Source organism: Legionella sp. ST3F1 (assembly GCF_048553315.1).
Taxonomy (GTDB): Bacteria; Pseudomonadota; Gammaproteobacteria; order Legionellales; family Legionellaceae; genus Tatlockia; species Tatlockia donaldsonii.
The window spans coordinates 1-16,121 of sequence record NZ_JBLZIO010000010.1 but is presented as its reverse complement, the minus strand read 5'-3'; the positions used below and the strand labels follow the sequence as shown (position 1 = coordinate 16,121).

Genomic DNA, 16,121 nt, shown 5'->3' with positions numbered 1-16,121 from the left:
TACTGGTGAAAATCGCGAATTCTAACATATTCAATGGCAATAAATCGATCGCTAAACGACCGATTATTCACTTGCTATGGTCATTCTCATAACCCCAAACCTAGACTGGGTTATGAGAATCACTTATTGCTGAAGGGGGAATGGTATTCTCATTATCGTAATCATGTCGGTGGTCAGCTGCAATGTAAGTATACATAGTCGGCACGACAAAAAGAGTAAAACAGGTACCAACCAGTAAACCTGTTGAAATCACCAGACCAATATCAAAACGACTGACAGCCCCAGCCCCTGCTGCGATTAATAGGGGGAGGACACCAAAGACCATGGCTGCCGTTGTCATTAAGATTGGACGCAAACGAATGGCAGCCGCTTCCTCGACTGCAGCTCGACGGTCAAGATTCTTTTCTCGTTGTAATTGATTAGCAAAGTCAACAATTAAAATGCCATGCTTACTGATCAAGCCAATTAAGGTAATTAACCCAACCTGGGTGTAAATATTAATACTTGCTGCTCCCAAATTAAGAGGGATCAATGCTCCACAAATGGACATCGGGACGCTGATTAATACAATTAGTGGGTCTCTGAAACTTTCATACTGGGCTGCAAGCACCAGGAAAATAACAATGATTGCCAGGAAAAAGGCAAAAATAAGCGCGCTACCTTCCTGAATAAATTGCCTTGACTGCCCGCCATAATCATAAGTAAAACCTTTAGGTAATAACTTATCGGCTTGTTCTTTTAGAAACGCTAAACCTTGTCCAAGCGTTGTACCTGGCATCATCACTGCTTGGATAGTGGCAGCGTTTAACTGTTGGAAGTGCGTTGCGGCATTAGGTTGTACTTTTTCTTTTGGTGTAACCACAGTCGATAAGGGTACCATGATGCCATTCGCGGTACGCACAAAAATTTGTCCTAATTGCTCGGAATTCAAGCGATAACGCCTGTCTAATTGTGGAATCACCTGATAACTACGTCCTTGCAAATTGAAATAATTAACGTAATTGCCGGAAAGGGCAGTGGTTAAACTGCTACCGATCGCCTGCATGTCCAATCCAAGATCAGAGGCTTTAGAGCGGTTAATTTGTAATTCAATTTCTGGTTGATTGAACTTAAGGCTGTTATCGATATAAATAAAAAGACCACTCTTGCGTGCCGCATCAATTAATTTGTTGGATACTTCAAAGAGTGTTTGAAAATCATTGGTAGTCTTGATTACAAACTGAATAGGAGTACCACTACCGCCGCCCGGGAGTGGAGGAGGAATAACAGCAAATGATTTAAGACCAGCCACGCTGTCCAATTTTTCTTGTAAAGGCTGTTTTAACTGAAATTGGCTGCGTTCTCGTCGATCCCAGGCTTTGAGTACCATACCGGAAATAGGTGCACTCATATTAACTGTAAAATAATGTTCGGTTTCAGGAAAACTTTTATAGATCTCATCAAAAGGTTGAGTATAGGCTTCGAGGTAATTAATCGTCGCATATTGTGGTGCTGTTGAGACGACAAAGAAGAATCCTTGGTCTTCTTCAGGGGCCGTTTCTTCTGCGGTATGGCTATAGAGATAGGGCAGCATAAGTAATACCACTGCAGCGAACAGCAAAATAATGATCCGAGTATCCAATAAGCTATGGAGAGCACGTTGATAACGGATTTTCAGGCGGTTAAATTTATCATCAAGAAAGTGAACAAAACGTCCGCTACTGATTTCTGCCGAGAGTATTTTAGAACACATCATTGGGGTCAATGTTAATGCAATAATACCAGAGATAATTACGGCACTTGCCAAGGTGAACGCAAATTCCTTAAAGAGAGCGCCAGTTAATCCTCCCATAAATCCGATAGGGGCATACACCGCTGCCAAAGTAATGGTCATGGCAATTACAGGCGTTGCAATTTCACGAGCACCGATAATTGCTGCTTGGAAAGGCGTTTTTCCTTCTTCAATGTGTCGGTGTACGTTTTCAACAACTACAATGGCATCATCAACTACGAGACCAATTGCCAGAACGAAAGCAAGCAAAGTCAGTAAATTGATGGAATAGCCTAAAAATAACATGAAGGTACAGACACCAATCAATGACAAAGGTATTGTGACTACCGGAATAATAACGGAGCGTAAAGAGCCTAAAAACAGGAAGATGACGATAATAACAATGATCGCGGCTTCAGCAATGGTTTGAATCACTTCTTCGATAGAGGCGCGAATAAAATCAGTCGCATCGTAAACAATAGTCCCTGATAAAGAAGGGGGAAATTCACGTTGAATAGAGGGCATTATTTTGCGTACATCAGTAATTACGGTCAGCGGGTTAGCGGTTGGTGTTGGTGTGATGGCGAGAAAGACAGCCTTTTTACCATTAAATCGTACCGTTGAATCATAGTTTTGCGAACCTAATTCTATTTTACCGATGTCACGCAGGCGGATAATAGAGTTCTTGTTGCTTCTGACGATCAATTGGCTGAATTCTTCAGCGTTATTTAAATCGGTTTTTGCAGTCATATTGATCGCAACATATTCACCTTTAGTATTGCCTGCCGCAGTCAGGAAATTATTACGAGCCAATACACTGGATACATCGGAGGGTGCTACATTCAAAGCAGCCATTTTGATTGGGTCGAGGAAAATCCGCATGGAGTAAGTCGCCCCACCCAGGATATCTGCTTTTGCTACGCCATCGACAGTTTGTAATTGTGGCTGTACAACACGGGTAGCGTAATCGGTAATTTGCTGCGGTGTCATATCAGGACTATCAAGGCTGATATACATTAACGGGGTTGAGGTATCCGAACTTTTAACAATAACCGGTTGCTGTGATTCAGGAGGCAATTGATTTAAGATTTGCTGCACCTTGCTCATTACATCGGTAAAGGCAACCTGGGGATTAAAATTCAATTTAATCGTTAAGGTAATTGTACTTAAGCCTTGTGTGCTGGTTGAGGTCATGTAATCGATCCCTTCCGCACTGGCAACAGCCGCTTCCAGAGGTGTCGTAATGAATCCCGCAATTAAAGCGGCATCAGCACCAGGATAAGCAGTAGTCACTGTGATAACCGTATTATCCATGCGCGGATATTGGCGAATTTGCATGGTTGAGATTGAATTCAGGCCAAACAAAAAGATCAATAAACTAATGACTGTGGCGAGAACCGGGCGTTTAATAAATATATCTGTAAAATTCATGCGTTATCCTGGAAAAAACCTTCGTCGTTTTTGACGATATTGATCTCAGCGATGGTTAAATAACCATCGCCTAAGGCAAATCACTTGCCGCTAAAACTGCTATTGGCCTAAATTATCAGCGTCACTGACATCATTGAGTTGTACACTGTTGTTAATGACCACAGGGGTACCATTTTGTAATTTCAATTCTCCTGAACTTACAATCAGCTGACCCGCTTTTATTCCTTTTTTAATCACTGTGTAATTGCCGGCCTGTTCGCCTGTAGTGACAAACACCCGTTGGACTCGCAAAATATCCTTGCCTTCAGCATCTTTTTTACCGTCTTTATCTTTTTCGATCACAAAAACAGAGTTGCCATACAGACTGTAAGAAATAGCTGTAGAAGGTAAAACAATCACGTCTGGAATTAAGGGTTGTTCCACGGAAACAGAGGCAAACATACCGGGAATAAAAGTGAATTGGGTAATATGATTTTTGGTGTTAAGTTCTGTGTTGCAATTGATAATTCTTTTTTCGCCAATTTTTTTGCCAAGCTTAATGAGCGTCGAATTCTCTGGATTGTCAGTTGCTGCAGCGGGGCAATTGGGCAGAGTCGCCTGGACCAGAATGTTATGAGTATTCGTATCGACCTTGGAGTTAATAGCGGTGATTTTTCCTTCAAAGATAGCATTAGGAAATTCTTCTACGTTAAATTGAATGCCTTGATTAATATGTAATCTCTTCAGCATCTGTTCAGGTAAATAAAATTCCAGGTAAAGGGGATCGAGTGATTGCAAGGTCACAATCGCGGTTTGTCCAGGTGTGATATATTGCCCTAAGTTAACTTGACGAATGCCTAATAACCCTGAAAAAGGGGCGCTAATATGCTTTTGCCTTATTTGCGCTTCAGTTTTTTCGACATTGGCCTTGGATTGTTGCAAATTGGCTGTCGCTTCATCAACACTTGAACTGGGGGTTGCCCCTCGTCTAAATAAATCAGCTTGGCGTTTATAATTGAGCTCTCTTAGAGCCAGTTCTGCCAGATTAAATTTAAGCGTGGCCTGATCAACGCTGTCATCAATATCAATCAGAGGTTTATCTTTCTCAAAATACTGGCCTGATTCAAAATGAATTTTCACCACGTTTCCAGATGCTTCAGAATTGACATCAACACCATTAATGGCGACAAAATTTCCTACTGTTGCAATACGCGGTTCCCAGCTTTTTTGGATGGCTTTGACAGAAGATACACTCACGGCAGGAGGTTCATAGTTCGCAAAGAAGCGCTTAATCATAAAGCTTTTGAAGAGGTTAAACGCAATAATGCCTCCAAATACAACGATTAAAGCAATAATCATGATCTTCATGCGTTTTTTCATCTTCATTCCTCTGAACGGGCTAATGCTTAGGAACTTCCACTAAACCTCTACCTAATTTGGGGCTTAATATACCATAACTACTTGATAGATGAAGTAAGTAACTTCGTGATGTTTTGCATTTTTTCGATTACTGGGAATTGGGGCGAGCCTGGATTAGCATAAATAATTTGGTCGAATCAGAATCAACAATTGGTCATTTGAACAGTCAATAGATTGCCTGAAAATAGAGCAAATTATTTTTATCATGGTCACAAAAAAATCCTATTGACTAAAGACAACTCTTTGTTAACAATTGGTCTGCACTCTATCTTAGAGTTACTTTGGAGTTAATGATGAAGCTTAAGTCACTGCTTTTTGTTAGTTGTTTAGGTTTGTTAACATCAGTTTATGCCGATAGCAATCGGCATGTTCATCCACAGGCAAATACTGGTCCTTCTGTAGAGAAAAGAGCGATGATGCCTGGCTATTGTGAAATAGAGGTATTAAACGATGGCTACGACGATATACGTGTCTATGGCATGTTCGATGATGATACTTTATTAGAACCATTTGATATTTATCGTATGGAACGCCCTCATTATATTAGTCTGTATTATAGAGATAGGGATGGTGTAATGCGCTGCCATAGTGGCATGCGTTTAGATATTAATACCTTTAGTGGGTGGCGACTCGTAGGAAGAAGAGCCTATGTAGGCGAAACCGTTTATCCCTTTCGTGAATATCCCTTTCGTTATGGAAGAAAAGCCGAGGTGAAAGCACAGTAATTCCAAATTAATTGAAGTAGTATTTTTTATGAGCTGTAAAATACATAGAGGGCACGATTGTAGAATCGTGCCTTTCTTTTTTTATGTTGCTATGCCTAAGAGGTTTTTATGAAACGTTTGTTAGCGTTACTGGCTTTATTACCATCACTGGGTTCATGTACATTGGAGAACGATTACTATTACTATGATCGTTATTATGAGCCGGCGCCAAGGCCTTTTTACTATCATTCTGCGCCAGCCCCTCGTCCCTATCACCATTATCATCATCACGAAAACAGGGAGTCACATTACCACGGGCATGGCTCGGTGATGCCTGAGTCAAGAGTACACGAACATCCTGGCAACTATGGTAATGGCTATGTTTATGGTCATGATAGTGTGGAGGAAGGTCATATGCATGGTCATGACTAGTTCACTGTGCTGTGATATTCTTGGATAATTTCATTCCAAGAGAGCAGTATGTTAAGGATAATGGGAGAAATCCTACTGGTTTTTTCACTGCTAATCATGGTTGCTTGCTCTGCTACGCCAACGAGCGAAAGTACGGGACAGTACCTTGACAGTGCAGCGATTACTGCAAAGGTTAAAACGGAATTGGTTGATAAATTAGGAACAAAAGGGTTCGCGATTACAGTCAGAACCTATAAGGGTGAAGTGCAATTGAGTGGTATTGTAAATAGCCCAATAACCAAGCAGCGCGCTGCTGCGATCGCAGCGAATATTGATGGAGTCAGGCGAGTACGTAATTCTCTCTTGGTTGAATAACGAGAATTAATGGCTAATGTAAGTAGGAGCTACAAACCTGGCTGAGTAGCTATTATAATTATTTAATTATCGTCTGGATAGGGAATGTCTTTCCTACCTCCGTGCTTTAAGCAATTAGCCGAGGTCATGTGAAGTTACGTTTAATTACCGACAGGGTTAAGGATTGCTAATGTTTGATAAAAATTACACGATTGCCGGGTTTGATGAGGTGCTGTGGCAAGCAATTGCATCAGAGCGTCAGCGCCAGGAAGATCATATCGAGCTTATTGCCTCGGAAAATTATGCCAGTCCACGGGTCCTGGAAGCACAGGGTTCAGTATTAACCAACAAATATGCTGAGGGCTATCCCGGTAAACGCTATTATGGTGGTTGCGAATATGTGGATATTGCAGAAAACCTCGCCATTAGCCGCGCCAAGCAATTGTTTGGTGCTGACTATGTAAATGTACAGCCGCATTCAGGTTCACAAGCTAATGCCGCAGTAATGATGGCGTTGCTTTCGCCTGGCGATGTCATTCTGGGGATGGCTCTACCGCATGGCGGTCATTTGACTCATGGCTCTAAAGTTAATTTTTCCGGCAAACTCTATGAAGCAATAGGCTATGGATTGGATCCTGAGACGGGTCTCATCAATTATGACGCCCTGGAAGAGTTGGCAGTGACTCATCGTCCGAAAATGATTATCGCTGGTTTTTCTGCTTATTCGCAGGTGCTTGATTGGGCAAGGTTCCGGTCTATTGCTGATAAAGTAGGCGCTTATTTAATGGCTGATATGGCGCATGTAGCTGGTTTGGTAGCTGTTGGCCTTTATCCTTCGCCCCTGCCTTACGCGGATGTGGTTACTACGACGACCCATAAAACGTTGCGTGGACCACGTGGTGGGTTGATTCTGGCTCGTGCCAATGAAGAAATTGAAAAGAAATTAAATTCGTCAGTATTTCCTGGTATGCAGGGTGGTCCTTTAATGCATGTTATTGCAGCCAAAGCGGTGGCTTTTGCTGAAGCCCTGCAACCCGAATTTAAGCACTATCAACAACAAGTTTTATTGAATGCAAAAGTGATGGCTGAGGTGCTTAAAGGCCGAGGCTATCCTATTGTTTCGGGTGGTACAGAAAATCATCTGTTACTGGTTGATTTGATCACTAAAAATATTACCGGCAAAGAGGCTGATGCTGCCTTGGGACGGGCTAATATCACGGTCAATAAGAATTCTGTACCTAATGATCCACGTTCGCCTTTTGTAACGAGTGGTCTGCGTTTAGGCACTCCAGCAATAACAACACGTGGATTTAAAGAAAAAGAGGTGAATATTTTGAGTAATTGGATAGCAGACGTGCTTGATGATTTGAATAATGAAGCAATGATTGCGCGTGTAAAAATGCAAGTCTTGCAGTTGTGCCATGAATTTCCGGTATATCGTTAATTATGCATTGTCCATTTTGTCATGCAGAAGACACCAAGGTAGTGGATTCACGCCTGGTTGCAGAAGGAGCGCAAGTACGAAGAAGGCGACAATGTCTTCTTTGTCACGAACGTTTTACTACCTTTGAATCAGCCGAATTGATAATGCCCTCGATCATCAAACGAGATGGCCGGCGTGAGCCATTTAATATTAATAACTTGAAAGCTGGTATGTTGCGGGCTTTGGAGAAGAGGCCTGTTAGCGTTGATGCGCTTGAAGAAGCTATCGTAACCATTATGCAGGAAATTCGCCGTAGCGGGGAGCGAGAAATCGATTCTCGTGAGGTGGGCGAATTGGTTATGAAGCAATTGTATCGTCTTGATCATGTTGCTTATGTGCGCTTTGCATCGGTTTATAAACGCTTTAAAGATGTTAGTGATTTCAGACAAACTATCGATCAAATGAAAGATGATAGAACTTCATGAGGTAATTGTGGAAAAACAATCAATTAGGGGCAAAAGACGTGCACGAAAACTTGCCCTGCAAGCGCTTTATCAGTGGTTAATGTCTAGCCATGAATTATTCGAAATAGAAGCTCAATTTCGTGTTGCAAATAATATGGATAAAGTTGATAGTGAGTATTTCAACCGTTTACTTTATGGTGTCCCAGAGCAGGTGAAGCTCCTGGAAGAAAATCTGATGCCATTTTTGGATAGATCGATTGAGAGTTTAAATCCCATTGAGTTAACTGTATTACGTTTAGGGTCCTTTGAACTGTTGTTCTGCCCTGAGATTCCGTATCGTGTTGTACTGGATGAATCAATATCGCTGGCGAAAGAATTTGGTTCCCAGGATGGCCACCGTTATGTTAATGGCGTACTGAATAATCTGGCGCGACAAGTACGAAAAATTGAAATCAGCCTTCATAATGAATGAATTTTCATTAATCGATGTTTTTTTTAAAAATCCTGCCAGCACTCGCGCCGATGTCGTATTGGGTATCGGTGATGATGCCGCTTGCCTGAATGTACCTCCTGCCCATCAATTGTTAGTGAGCACAGATACTTTAGTGGCTGATGTACATTTTTTGCGTAGCTGGGATGCGTATGACATTGCCTATAAAGCAGTCATGGTTAATGTCAGTGATATAGCCGCAATGGCAGCCAGGCCTTGCTGGATAAGTTTGGCACTGACTATTCCGGAGCTTAATCCTGCTTGGTTGCAGCGTTTTTCCCAAGGATTGCACGCTTCCTTAAAGCAATTTGATATTGCTTTAATTGGTGGTGATACAACGCGTGGTCCTCTAAGCTTAACACTCACTATTCATGGTTTGGTGCCGACTGGAAAAGCGGTTAGGCGCTCTGGGGCTCAACCAGGGGATAAAATCTATGTGAGTGGTGAATTAGGTGCTGCTGCTCTTGCAGTGGCTTTTTTGCAGCGAAGTGATCTTCCTGAAGCTGATAAGCGTGCGTTGATGTTAAAATTGCAACATCCTCAGCCACGTGTTGATCTAGCCGATATTTTGCAAAACAGCGCGTCGGCAGCAATCGATATTTCCGATGGTTTAAGTGCAGATCTTAATCATATTTGTGTTGCTAGTGGAGTTGGGGCTTGCTTATCGTTATCTGCGATTCCTGTTCATTCTTTGGTCCACGAATATCAAGGGGAAAATGCAGTTAATTTTGCTCTTACAGGAGGGGATGATTATGAGTTATGCTTTACCGTTGCACCACAAAAGGAAGAGCAGTTACTCGCTTTGTTTGCCAAGGCGGGGTTGCGCTGTTACCAAATTGGAATCATAGAAGAAAAACATGGTCTGCGTGCCAGGACAGAAGAGGGTGATCTGCTCTCTCTTACACCAAGTGGTTATAGCCATTTTTAAAAGATATAAACCGGGTTTATTCAAGCAAACTTGATTAAGGAGTGCGAATGAATACAGTAAAATTGTCCAATAAGGTATGGCAGGATCCCGCTTATTTTATTGCTTTTGGTTTTGGTAGTGGGTTGATGCCGGTTGCTCCGGGAACTTGGGGTACTCTCGCTGCTATACCTGTTTATTTGTTGCTTGCTGGACAGCCACTCATCATTTATTTGCTAATGACTATTCTCGCTTTTTTATTAGGTGTTTGGGTTAGTGATAAAGTCTCACAAGAAATGGGCGTCCACGACTATTCTGGTATTGTATGGGATGAAGTTGTAGGGTATTTGCTTACCATGACAATGGCCCCGATAGGATGGGGGTGGATGATCATCGGTTTTATCTTATTCCGTATTTTTGATATCTGGAAACCACAACCGATTCGTAGTATCGATAAGCAGGTTCACGGTGGTATAGGAATCATGTTAGATGATGTGTTGGCGGCTATTCCCGCCTGGTTGTTAATGCAATTGCTTGCTTGGGGATTTGCAAAATGAATGAAAACCATAAGGAATTAATCAGTATGGGGTTGACTGTTGGTATAGTCCTGCTGGCTCTATTTATCATTCATCACTTTATTCCGTCTATGATTTGGGCAGCTATTATTGTCATTGCGACTTATCCTTTATATCGCCGTTGGCGAGAATTTTTTGCTAATCATGATAACCTGGCTGCTTTGCTGTTTACTATAATTTTGAGTTTGATATTTATATTACCTCTAAGTTGGTTAGTCAGTATTTTGGTGAAAGAATTACAAATATTCATTAATTACTTACAGCTGATAAATCGCGAAGGAGGGCAGGCTCCGGAATTTATAAAACAAGTCCCAATTATAGGTAATGAGCTTGTAACTTACTGGGATGCTAATATTAGCAAACCAGGCAATGTCAGATCGTTCTTATCCAATCTTCATCTGCCTTTAACGTCCGCCAGTTATTATATTAAGCAGGTAGGAGTCAATCTTGCTCATCGCGGTTTTCAGCTAGGTTTTACACTCTTAACCTTATTTTTCTTTTATCGCGATGGCGATAAATTATTTCAACAAATCAATCATATCGGTGAATTTTGTTTGGGATCCCGTTGGTTTCGCTATGCTGATCGTTTACCCTCAGCGTTAAGAGCGACAGTCAATGGCACGATTGTGGTAGGTTTAGGGGTTGGTGTGTTAATGGGTTTTTGTTATTTTTTGGTTGATTTCCCTGCTCCAACCCTAACCGGTTTTATAACAGCATTTGCTGCAATGATCCCCTTTGTTGTTCCCTTTGTGTTTGTCGTTGTTGCTTTGATTTTATTATCCTACGGCAGCATGATAGGCGCTATTATTGTCTTGGTATGGGGAACCATCGTGATGTTTGTTGCCGATCATTTTATAAAGCCGGTTTTAATAGGTGGTGCGATCCAACTACCTTTTCTTGCTGTTTTGTTTGGTATTTTAGGCGGTGTCGAAACGTTGGGATTGCTTGGTTTATTTGTTGGGCCAATCATAATGGTGCTCTTTGTGACGCTTTGGGAAGAGCCGCAAGGCTTTGTAAAGTTGGTAATAAATGAGTAAAAATAGAACAATATATTGAAAAAATAATCAATGTATGGCATGATAAAAATTCAGATTGAGGACTTGTAATTTAATTATTTGACCCAATTTGTTCTGCCGTGAAGTTTTTCAAATGACCCGAAGTCATGAAGTTAGGGGATACTTATGAATAAAAGTTGGCCAACCAGAGAGAAAGATATCTATACTGCTCAGCGTATCATGGAGGAGTATGCGAACGAGCAAAATAGTGATTCATTGGGGTTATTCGAATTAGTCGTCAATCAGGAAGAAAAGCGTATGGATTTTCGTTTATCCTCTTGGGTTTTAACGCTGGCAGAGCATTTCAAATCACTCTACGGAGCCAGTCAAGGTGATTTCGTGACTCGCCGAGTGATTAGTCATTGCATCACTAAAGGTGAAACCTTGCATTAATCACTATCCTATTTGCCTTGGTAAGTGTTCACGGCGCATGACATTCTTTGATAACGGAAAGCACTGTCGTCATTGCGAACAAAGTGAAGCAATCCAGTTTCAAATCTTCAATGTAGTATCGTTCTGGATTGTTTCGCCAGGTCCCGTAACGACGAAATATACCTATCCCGTGAACGCTTATGTGTTGTTAGATGATTGCAAGCAGTCATTTTTAACCACAAGGCAATAGTTCTATTAAAAATGAGCAATGTATTTCTGATAGTTCAGTTTAAATTCATCACTGTTTTGGTATTGAAGTAACGCTTTATTAATGACCTGTAATAAATCAGGTTCCCCACGGTTAACAGCAATACCCAAACCAAACCCATAAATAAACGGTTCGCCGACCACAGTGAGAGTCCCTGAGGATTGTGATTGCCAGTATAAGGCTGTAGGCTCATCCATGAGAGCAAAATCTATATCCCCTTCTTCCAATGCCTCTATCATGGAGTCCAAGCGGTCAAATTTAACGCTCTTTACATTGGCGATCCCCAAGGTTTTTACTACTTCGGGGAAAATGGTTCCTTCAGAAACGCCTACAGTTTGGTTAGTCAACAATTGCAGGCGAAAAGTTTGGCCAATCCATTTTTTAGGGCCTAAGAAGCGCGCATAACTTAATAAATAAGGAAGGGAGAAATTAACTCGGGATGCTCGTTCCGCAGTGATAATAATTGCACTGACTCCAACATCAGCTTTTCTTGTTTCTATAGTGGCAAAAATGTCTTCAAAGGGCACTGGTACAAATTGGCAGGTACGCTCCATAATGCGACAAAGGCTTTGCATCATTGCTATGTCAAAGCCATACAGTTGATTATTAGCGCTTTCCATAACAAAAGGGGGGGCAAACGTATCAACTGCGACTCTAAGGGGTTCGCCTTGGGCATGAAGAGGTGAACTAATACCGATTATCAGGGCTAAAACAAGGCCAATTATTTTCATCAGTTTAATCAAATTACTAATTTATAGTATTTATAGAGTATAGCCTGCCAGCTTATTTTTAAATAGGCCTCTTGCCAAACTCAACTGTGGCGGGAAATTGCTTCATCGATAAGGGCTTCAATCCACAGGTGCTTTCGAGTGTCCACTCCGGTTCTGCGTCTCTTCGTGTTTTCTTCGTCACAGCGGGTTTTGAAAATGGTCTAAGGGAATAGATGGTTGAGTTTCTTTTTTCTTTGATTAAGCAACATTCAGGCAACTTGTATTTTTATCAATTATTTCCACAAGCCAACCGATGGTAGAAATCATCGCGCATTTGTTTTTTATTTCCAGCTTGGATAGTCTTGGATATGCTTTTTATTATTAATAGGTCAAATGCAGCCAGTGGACGAACTTCCAATTCTTTTACAGTCAAGGAATTCCTTTTATCTAAAACACTTTGCAGCCCTTAAGCATCCGGTGGCTGAGGCACTGCAGAGGCTTTTGTTGGTTAGTGATTATGCTTGCCGACAGGTAGACATTTTGAACCAATTGCTGCAACAAGATGATTGTCAACAACCTTTAACCCGTGAAGATTACTTTATGCAGGTGAGTCAACTGAGCGGGCAATCGTTTATTCCTTTTGCTCGTGCTTTACGCCAATTTCGCCATAGTCATTTTTTGCGTCTGCTACTACGTGAAATCGCAGGTTTAGCTAATACCGAAGAAACAGTGCTGTCCTGGTCTGATTGCGCTGATGCAATGATTAGGCACAGTCTTTCTTTTTGCCAGCAGGAATTGACAGCGCGTTATGGAAATCCGTGTGACGAGACTGGCCTTCCAACCCAACTTTATGTACTTGCTATGGGGAAACTTGGCGGCCGCGAGCTTAACTATTCCTCCGATATTGATCTGATTTTTGCTTTTTCTGCTGCTGGTTATACCAATGGCCAGGAGCGATTGAGTAATGAGCAATATTACACGAAGGTAGTACAGCGTTTTATACAGCTGTTACAAAATGTGACTGCTGATGGTTTTGTTTTTCGGGTCGATTTACGTTTACGGCCTAACGGGGAGAGTGGGGCTTTGGTGAGTAGTCTTGCAGCTATGGAAACTTATTACCAGGAACAGGGGAGAGATTGGGAACGGTATGCAATGGTTAAAGCACGTTTGATTAGTATAAATCCCGATGAACAATCATGGATTCACCGTTTGATAACCCCTTTTGTTTATAGACGCTATGTGGATTTTAGTGTCATTGAGTCTTTACGCAGCATGAAAGCAATGATTGAACGGGAAGTACAATTAAATCCTGCTCTAAACGATATTAAACGCGGTTTTGGGGGGATTCGCGAAGTAGAATTTATTATTCAAAATATCCAGTTAATTCGTGGTGGTAGATTGCCCCATTTACGTCAACAAGGTGCTATGGCCGCGCTTGATGCTTTAAAACAAGAGGGATTATTGGCTCGTACAGCGGCATTAAAACAAGCTTATCTCTTTTTAAGAAAGTTGGAGAACTGCCTGCAAAGTCAAAATGACCAACAAACCCATTCTTTACCTGTGGATGCAGTAAAGCAAGCGCAAATTGCATTAGCGATGGGGTACAGTAATTGGGATGATTTGTTGACAAAGTTACATCAATACCAACGAATCATCAGTGCCGCTTTTCATGCAGTCCTGCATAAGGTAGATACGGATGAAGATCAACATCGCCTTCTTGCTAACCAATTAACCAGTTTATGGCAGGGACATATTGAAAGTTCAATGGCTATTAATTTGTTAGCAAGTCTTGGTTTTCAACACGCTGAACGCTGTTATCAAATGATTCATGCCTTTAGGCATGCACCACGTTGTAGACGCTTAACTCAAGCGGCAAGAATGCGGCTTGATCGTTTCATGGTTTTGTTGCTAAGTGAGTTAACCCAGGTTAGCGAAACAGATACCGTTTTACTGCAGGTTTTGCATTTATTGGAGAATATTGTTGGCCGTAGTGCCTATCTCGCATTGTTAACCGAGAACCCACAGGTACTAAAAGAATTATTGTATTGGTTTGCCAATAGCCCTTTTATTACTTCTTTATTGGTTGGTCAGCCATTTTTACTTGAAGTACTCTTGGATCCAGAACAGACGTGGCATCCTCCATCACGTAAGCAATTACAGGAGACATTGAGAAATCAGTTAGCACACTGTGGTGATAATGAATTACAGGAAGAAGTTCTACGCCAGTTTAAATTGGTTAATTGGCTTGCTGCGGCGCGTGCCGAAATGGACGGTTGCTATGACGCGGTACGTATCGGTCGTTTTTTAGCGGATGTTGCCGAAGTAATTGTTGTTGAGGTTTTAACAATTGCTTGCCAGCAGTTAAGCAGCCGTTACCCACAAATAAGGCAGATTAAATCCCGTTTTGCCATTATTGCTTATGGCAAGTTAGGCAGTCGAGAAATGAATTACAATTCCGATTTGGATTTGGTTTTTATTCATGCTGCCTATCCTGAAGAAGAGAGTTTGGTGACTCGTTTAACTCAGAAGATTTTGCATATGCTGACTACGCGCTCACAAGCAGGTATCTTATATGAAGTTGATACTCGTTTGCGTCCTTCCGGAGCAGCTGGACTGTTGGTTAGTCCTATTGAAGCGTTTGTCGATTATCAATGTACTCAAGCCTGGACTTGGGAACATCAGGCTTTATTGCGAGCTCGGGTGTTGTCAGGAAAACAACCTATACGTTCGGTATTTAAGCAGTTAAAGATTGATGTATTATTTTTGCCGAGAGTTAAACAAACTATTCGCGATGACGTATTGGCAATGCGTGCAAAAATTCAGAAACATGTTGATGCTGATGAAATTAAGCATACAGCGGGTGGCTTGCTTGATCTGGAGTTTTTAGTGCAGTTTTTAGTATTGACCAATCCCGCTCAAAGTTTGGTACAACATACTCATACTTTAAGTTGGCTAAGAACATTATTTAAGGAAGGTAAATTAAATAAAACACAATTTGGCCAATTAAAGCGAGCGTATAAATATTATCATCATTTGTTGCATCAACATGTCCTTCAACCTGGATTAGCAGGTAATAAATCTTATCAGGCTGAAGTATCAGAGCTTAGCCAACGGTTTTATCTGTATTAGCCACAGGAAGATTGAACGATTGATCCAAAATAATTATCCCCCTTAAGCTCTTCCCGGGATTTTTATCAATTAATTTAACAATTCCTCACCACCTACCCTATATTAATATTTCTTTAAGCATCCTTGAGTATAATTGTTGACCTAATTGATTAAGTGGTAACATAATGACCAATCCGTCCTCAGATAATACAAGCCAAGGCGCTAGCTATAGCCAATGTGCTTATAATATGACAACTACTTTGGCTGCTATTGCTGGCCCCGCTCTAATTGCGTATTTTGCAGCGCCTTATTTAGCTTTAGCAACCAGAGCAATTTTCCCCGCTGCTTATGCGTTAGTCATTGGGCCGCCTAGCACCATTGGGTATTACTCTACTTACATACCTGCTCGCGAATACGCTTGTACAATGGTATATAATAACTCGCATATTATTGTAGGGACTGCCTCTGCAACTGTACAAGCAGCAAAAAAAATTGTAAGCAGCATCGCCAATTGTAGTGCGGGATTTTTCGCTTCGTCTAAGTCAGATTCTTCTACCAAAGAACCCTCCATTCAGCACGATATAGAAACTGGTGAATTAAGAGTTTAGATCAATAAGTGTAACCTGGTTGCTTGCAACTGAATCTTCTACATAAGTCTGTATAGAAAAACTTCATAATAGAATTAAAATCCCCTTTAAAGTAAG

General features: G+C 41.4%; 15 protein-coding genes. 12 read left to right on the top strand and 3 right to left on the bottom strand.

Annotated elements, in window-relative coordinates; all coding sequences use genetic code 11:
* Window positions 1-100: 100 nt before the first annotated feature.
* Together ACN4Z1_RS08355 and ACN4Z1_RS08350 are read right to left on the bottom strand one after the other, a co-directional pair.
* Window positions 101-3,181, bottom strand: coding sequence for an efflux RND transporter permease subunit (locus ACN4Z1_RS08355; RefSeq protein ID WP_228363262.1), 3,081 nt, complete (start codon window positions 3,179-3,181; stop codon window positions 101-103).
* A gap of 99 nt (window positions 3,182-3,280) precedes the next feature.
* On the bottom strand, window positions 3,281-4,540 hold the full coding sequence (locus ACN4Z1_RS08350; RefSeq protein ID WP_115221778.1) for an efflux RND transporter periplasmic adaptor subunit: 1,260 nt from the start codon (window positions 4,538-4,540) through the stop codon (window positions 3,281-3,283).
* Window positions 4,541-4,869: 329 nt separating this feature from the next.
* On the opposite strand from ACN4Z1_RS08350, the gene ACN4Z1_RS08345 reads away from it, so the two are divergent.
* From ACN4Z1_RS08345 to ACN4Z1_RS08300, 10 genes are all read left to right on the top strand, one after another.
* Window positions 4,870-5,304: a hypothetical protein gene (locus tag ACN4Z1_RS08345; protein WP_228363261.1), complete on the top strand. Its 435-nt coding sequence runs from the start codon at window positions 4,870-4,872 to the stop codon at window positions 5,302-5,304.
* A gap of 108 nt (window positions 5,305-5,412) precedes the next feature.
* A complete protein-coding gene (locus ACN4Z1_RS08340) occupies window positions 5,413-5,715 on the top strand; it encodes a hypothetical protein (protein ID WP_228363260.1) in 303 nt (100 codons plus the stop codon).
* A gap of 48 nt (window positions 5,716-5,763) precedes the next feature.
* Window positions 5,764-6,069, top strand: coding sequence for a BON domain-containing protein (locus ACN4Z1_RS08335; protein WP_228363259.1), 306 nt, complete (start codon window positions 5,764-5,766; stop codon window positions 6,067-6,069).
* A gap of 169 nt (window positions 6,070-6,238) precedes the next feature.
* On the top strand, window positions 6,239-7,492 hold the full coding sequence (gene glyA, locus ACN4Z1_RS08330; protein ID WP_228363258.1) for a serine hydroxymethyltransferase: 1,254 nt from the start codon (window positions 6,239-6,241) through the stop codon (window positions 7,490-7,492).
* A gap of 2 nt (window positions 7,493-7,494) precedes the next feature.
* Window positions 7,495-7,956, top strand: coding sequence for a transcriptional regulator NrdR (gene nrdR, locus ACN4Z1_RS08325; protein WP_058443286.1), 462 nt, complete (start codon window positions 7,495-7,497; stop codon window positions 7,954-7,956).
* Window positions 7,957-7,963: 7 nt separating this feature from the next.
* Window positions 7,964-8,407, top strand: coding sequence for a transcription antitermination factor NusB (nusB, locus tag ACN4Z1_RS08320; RefSeq protein ID WP_228363257.1), 444 nt, complete (start codon window positions 7,964-7,966; stop codon window positions 8,405-8,407).
* Entirely contained in the window at window positions 8,400-9,353 is a 954-nt protein-coding gene (gene thiL, locus ACN4Z1_RS08315) for a thiamine-phosphate kinase (protein WP_228363256.1), read from the top strand. The genes nusB and thiL overlap by 8 nt, the downstream gene beginning before the upstream one ends.
* Before the next feature lie 47 nt (window positions 9,354-9,400).
* Window positions 9,401-9,886 (top strand): phosphatidylglycerophosphatase A, encoded by a 486-nt coding sequence (locus ACN4Z1_RS08310; RefSeq protein ID WP_228363255.1) that lies wholly within the window; start codon window positions 9,401-9,403, stop codon window positions 9,884-9,886.
* Entirely contained in the window at window positions 9,883-10,941 is a 1,059-nt protein-coding gene (locus tag ACN4Z1_RS08305) for an AI-2E family transporter (RefSeq protein ID WP_115221771.1), read from the top strand. The genes ACN4Z1_RS08310 and ACN4Z1_RS08305 overlap by 4 nt, the downstream gene beginning before the upstream one ends.
* 144 nt (window positions 10,942-11,085) lie before the next feature.
* Entirely contained in the window at window positions 11,086-11,352 is a 267-nt protein-coding gene (locus ACN4Z1_RS08300; RefSeq protein ID WP_115221770.1) for a hypothetical protein, read from the top strand.
* 234 nt (window positions 11,353-11,586) lie between these two features.
* Here the strand turns inward: ACN4Z1_RS08300 and ACN4Z1_RS08295 are convergent, their stop codons facing one another.
* Window positions 11,587-12,330, bottom strand: coding sequence for a transporter substrate-binding domain-containing protein (locus ACN4Z1_RS08295; RefSeq protein ID WP_228363254.1), 744 nt, complete (start codon window positions 12,328-12,330; stop codon window positions 11,587-11,589).
* A 372-nt stretch (window positions 12,331-12,702) separates the two neighbouring features.
* Here ACN4Z1_RS08295 and glnE point away from each other — a divergent pair, with 372 nt between their 5' ends.
* Together glnE and ACN4Z1_RS08285 are read left to right on the top strand one after the other, a co-directional pair.
* Window positions 12,703-15,438 (top strand): bifunctional [glutamate--ammonia ligase]-adenylyl-L-tyrosine phosphorylase/[glutamate--ammonia-ligase] adenylyltransferase, encoded by a 2,736-nt coding sequence (glnE, locus tag ACN4Z1_RS08290; protein WP_228363253.1) that lies wholly within the window; start codon window positions 12,703-12,705, stop codon window positions 15,436-15,438.
* A 164-nt stretch (window positions 15,439-15,602) separates the two neighbouring features.
* Window positions 15,603-16,025: a hypothetical protein gene (locus tag ACN4Z1_RS08285; protein ID WP_228363252.1), complete on the top strand. Its 423-nt coding sequence runs from the start codon at window positions 15,603-15,605 to the stop codon at window positions 16,023-16,025.
* Window positions 16,026-16,121: the final 96 nt, after the last annotated feature.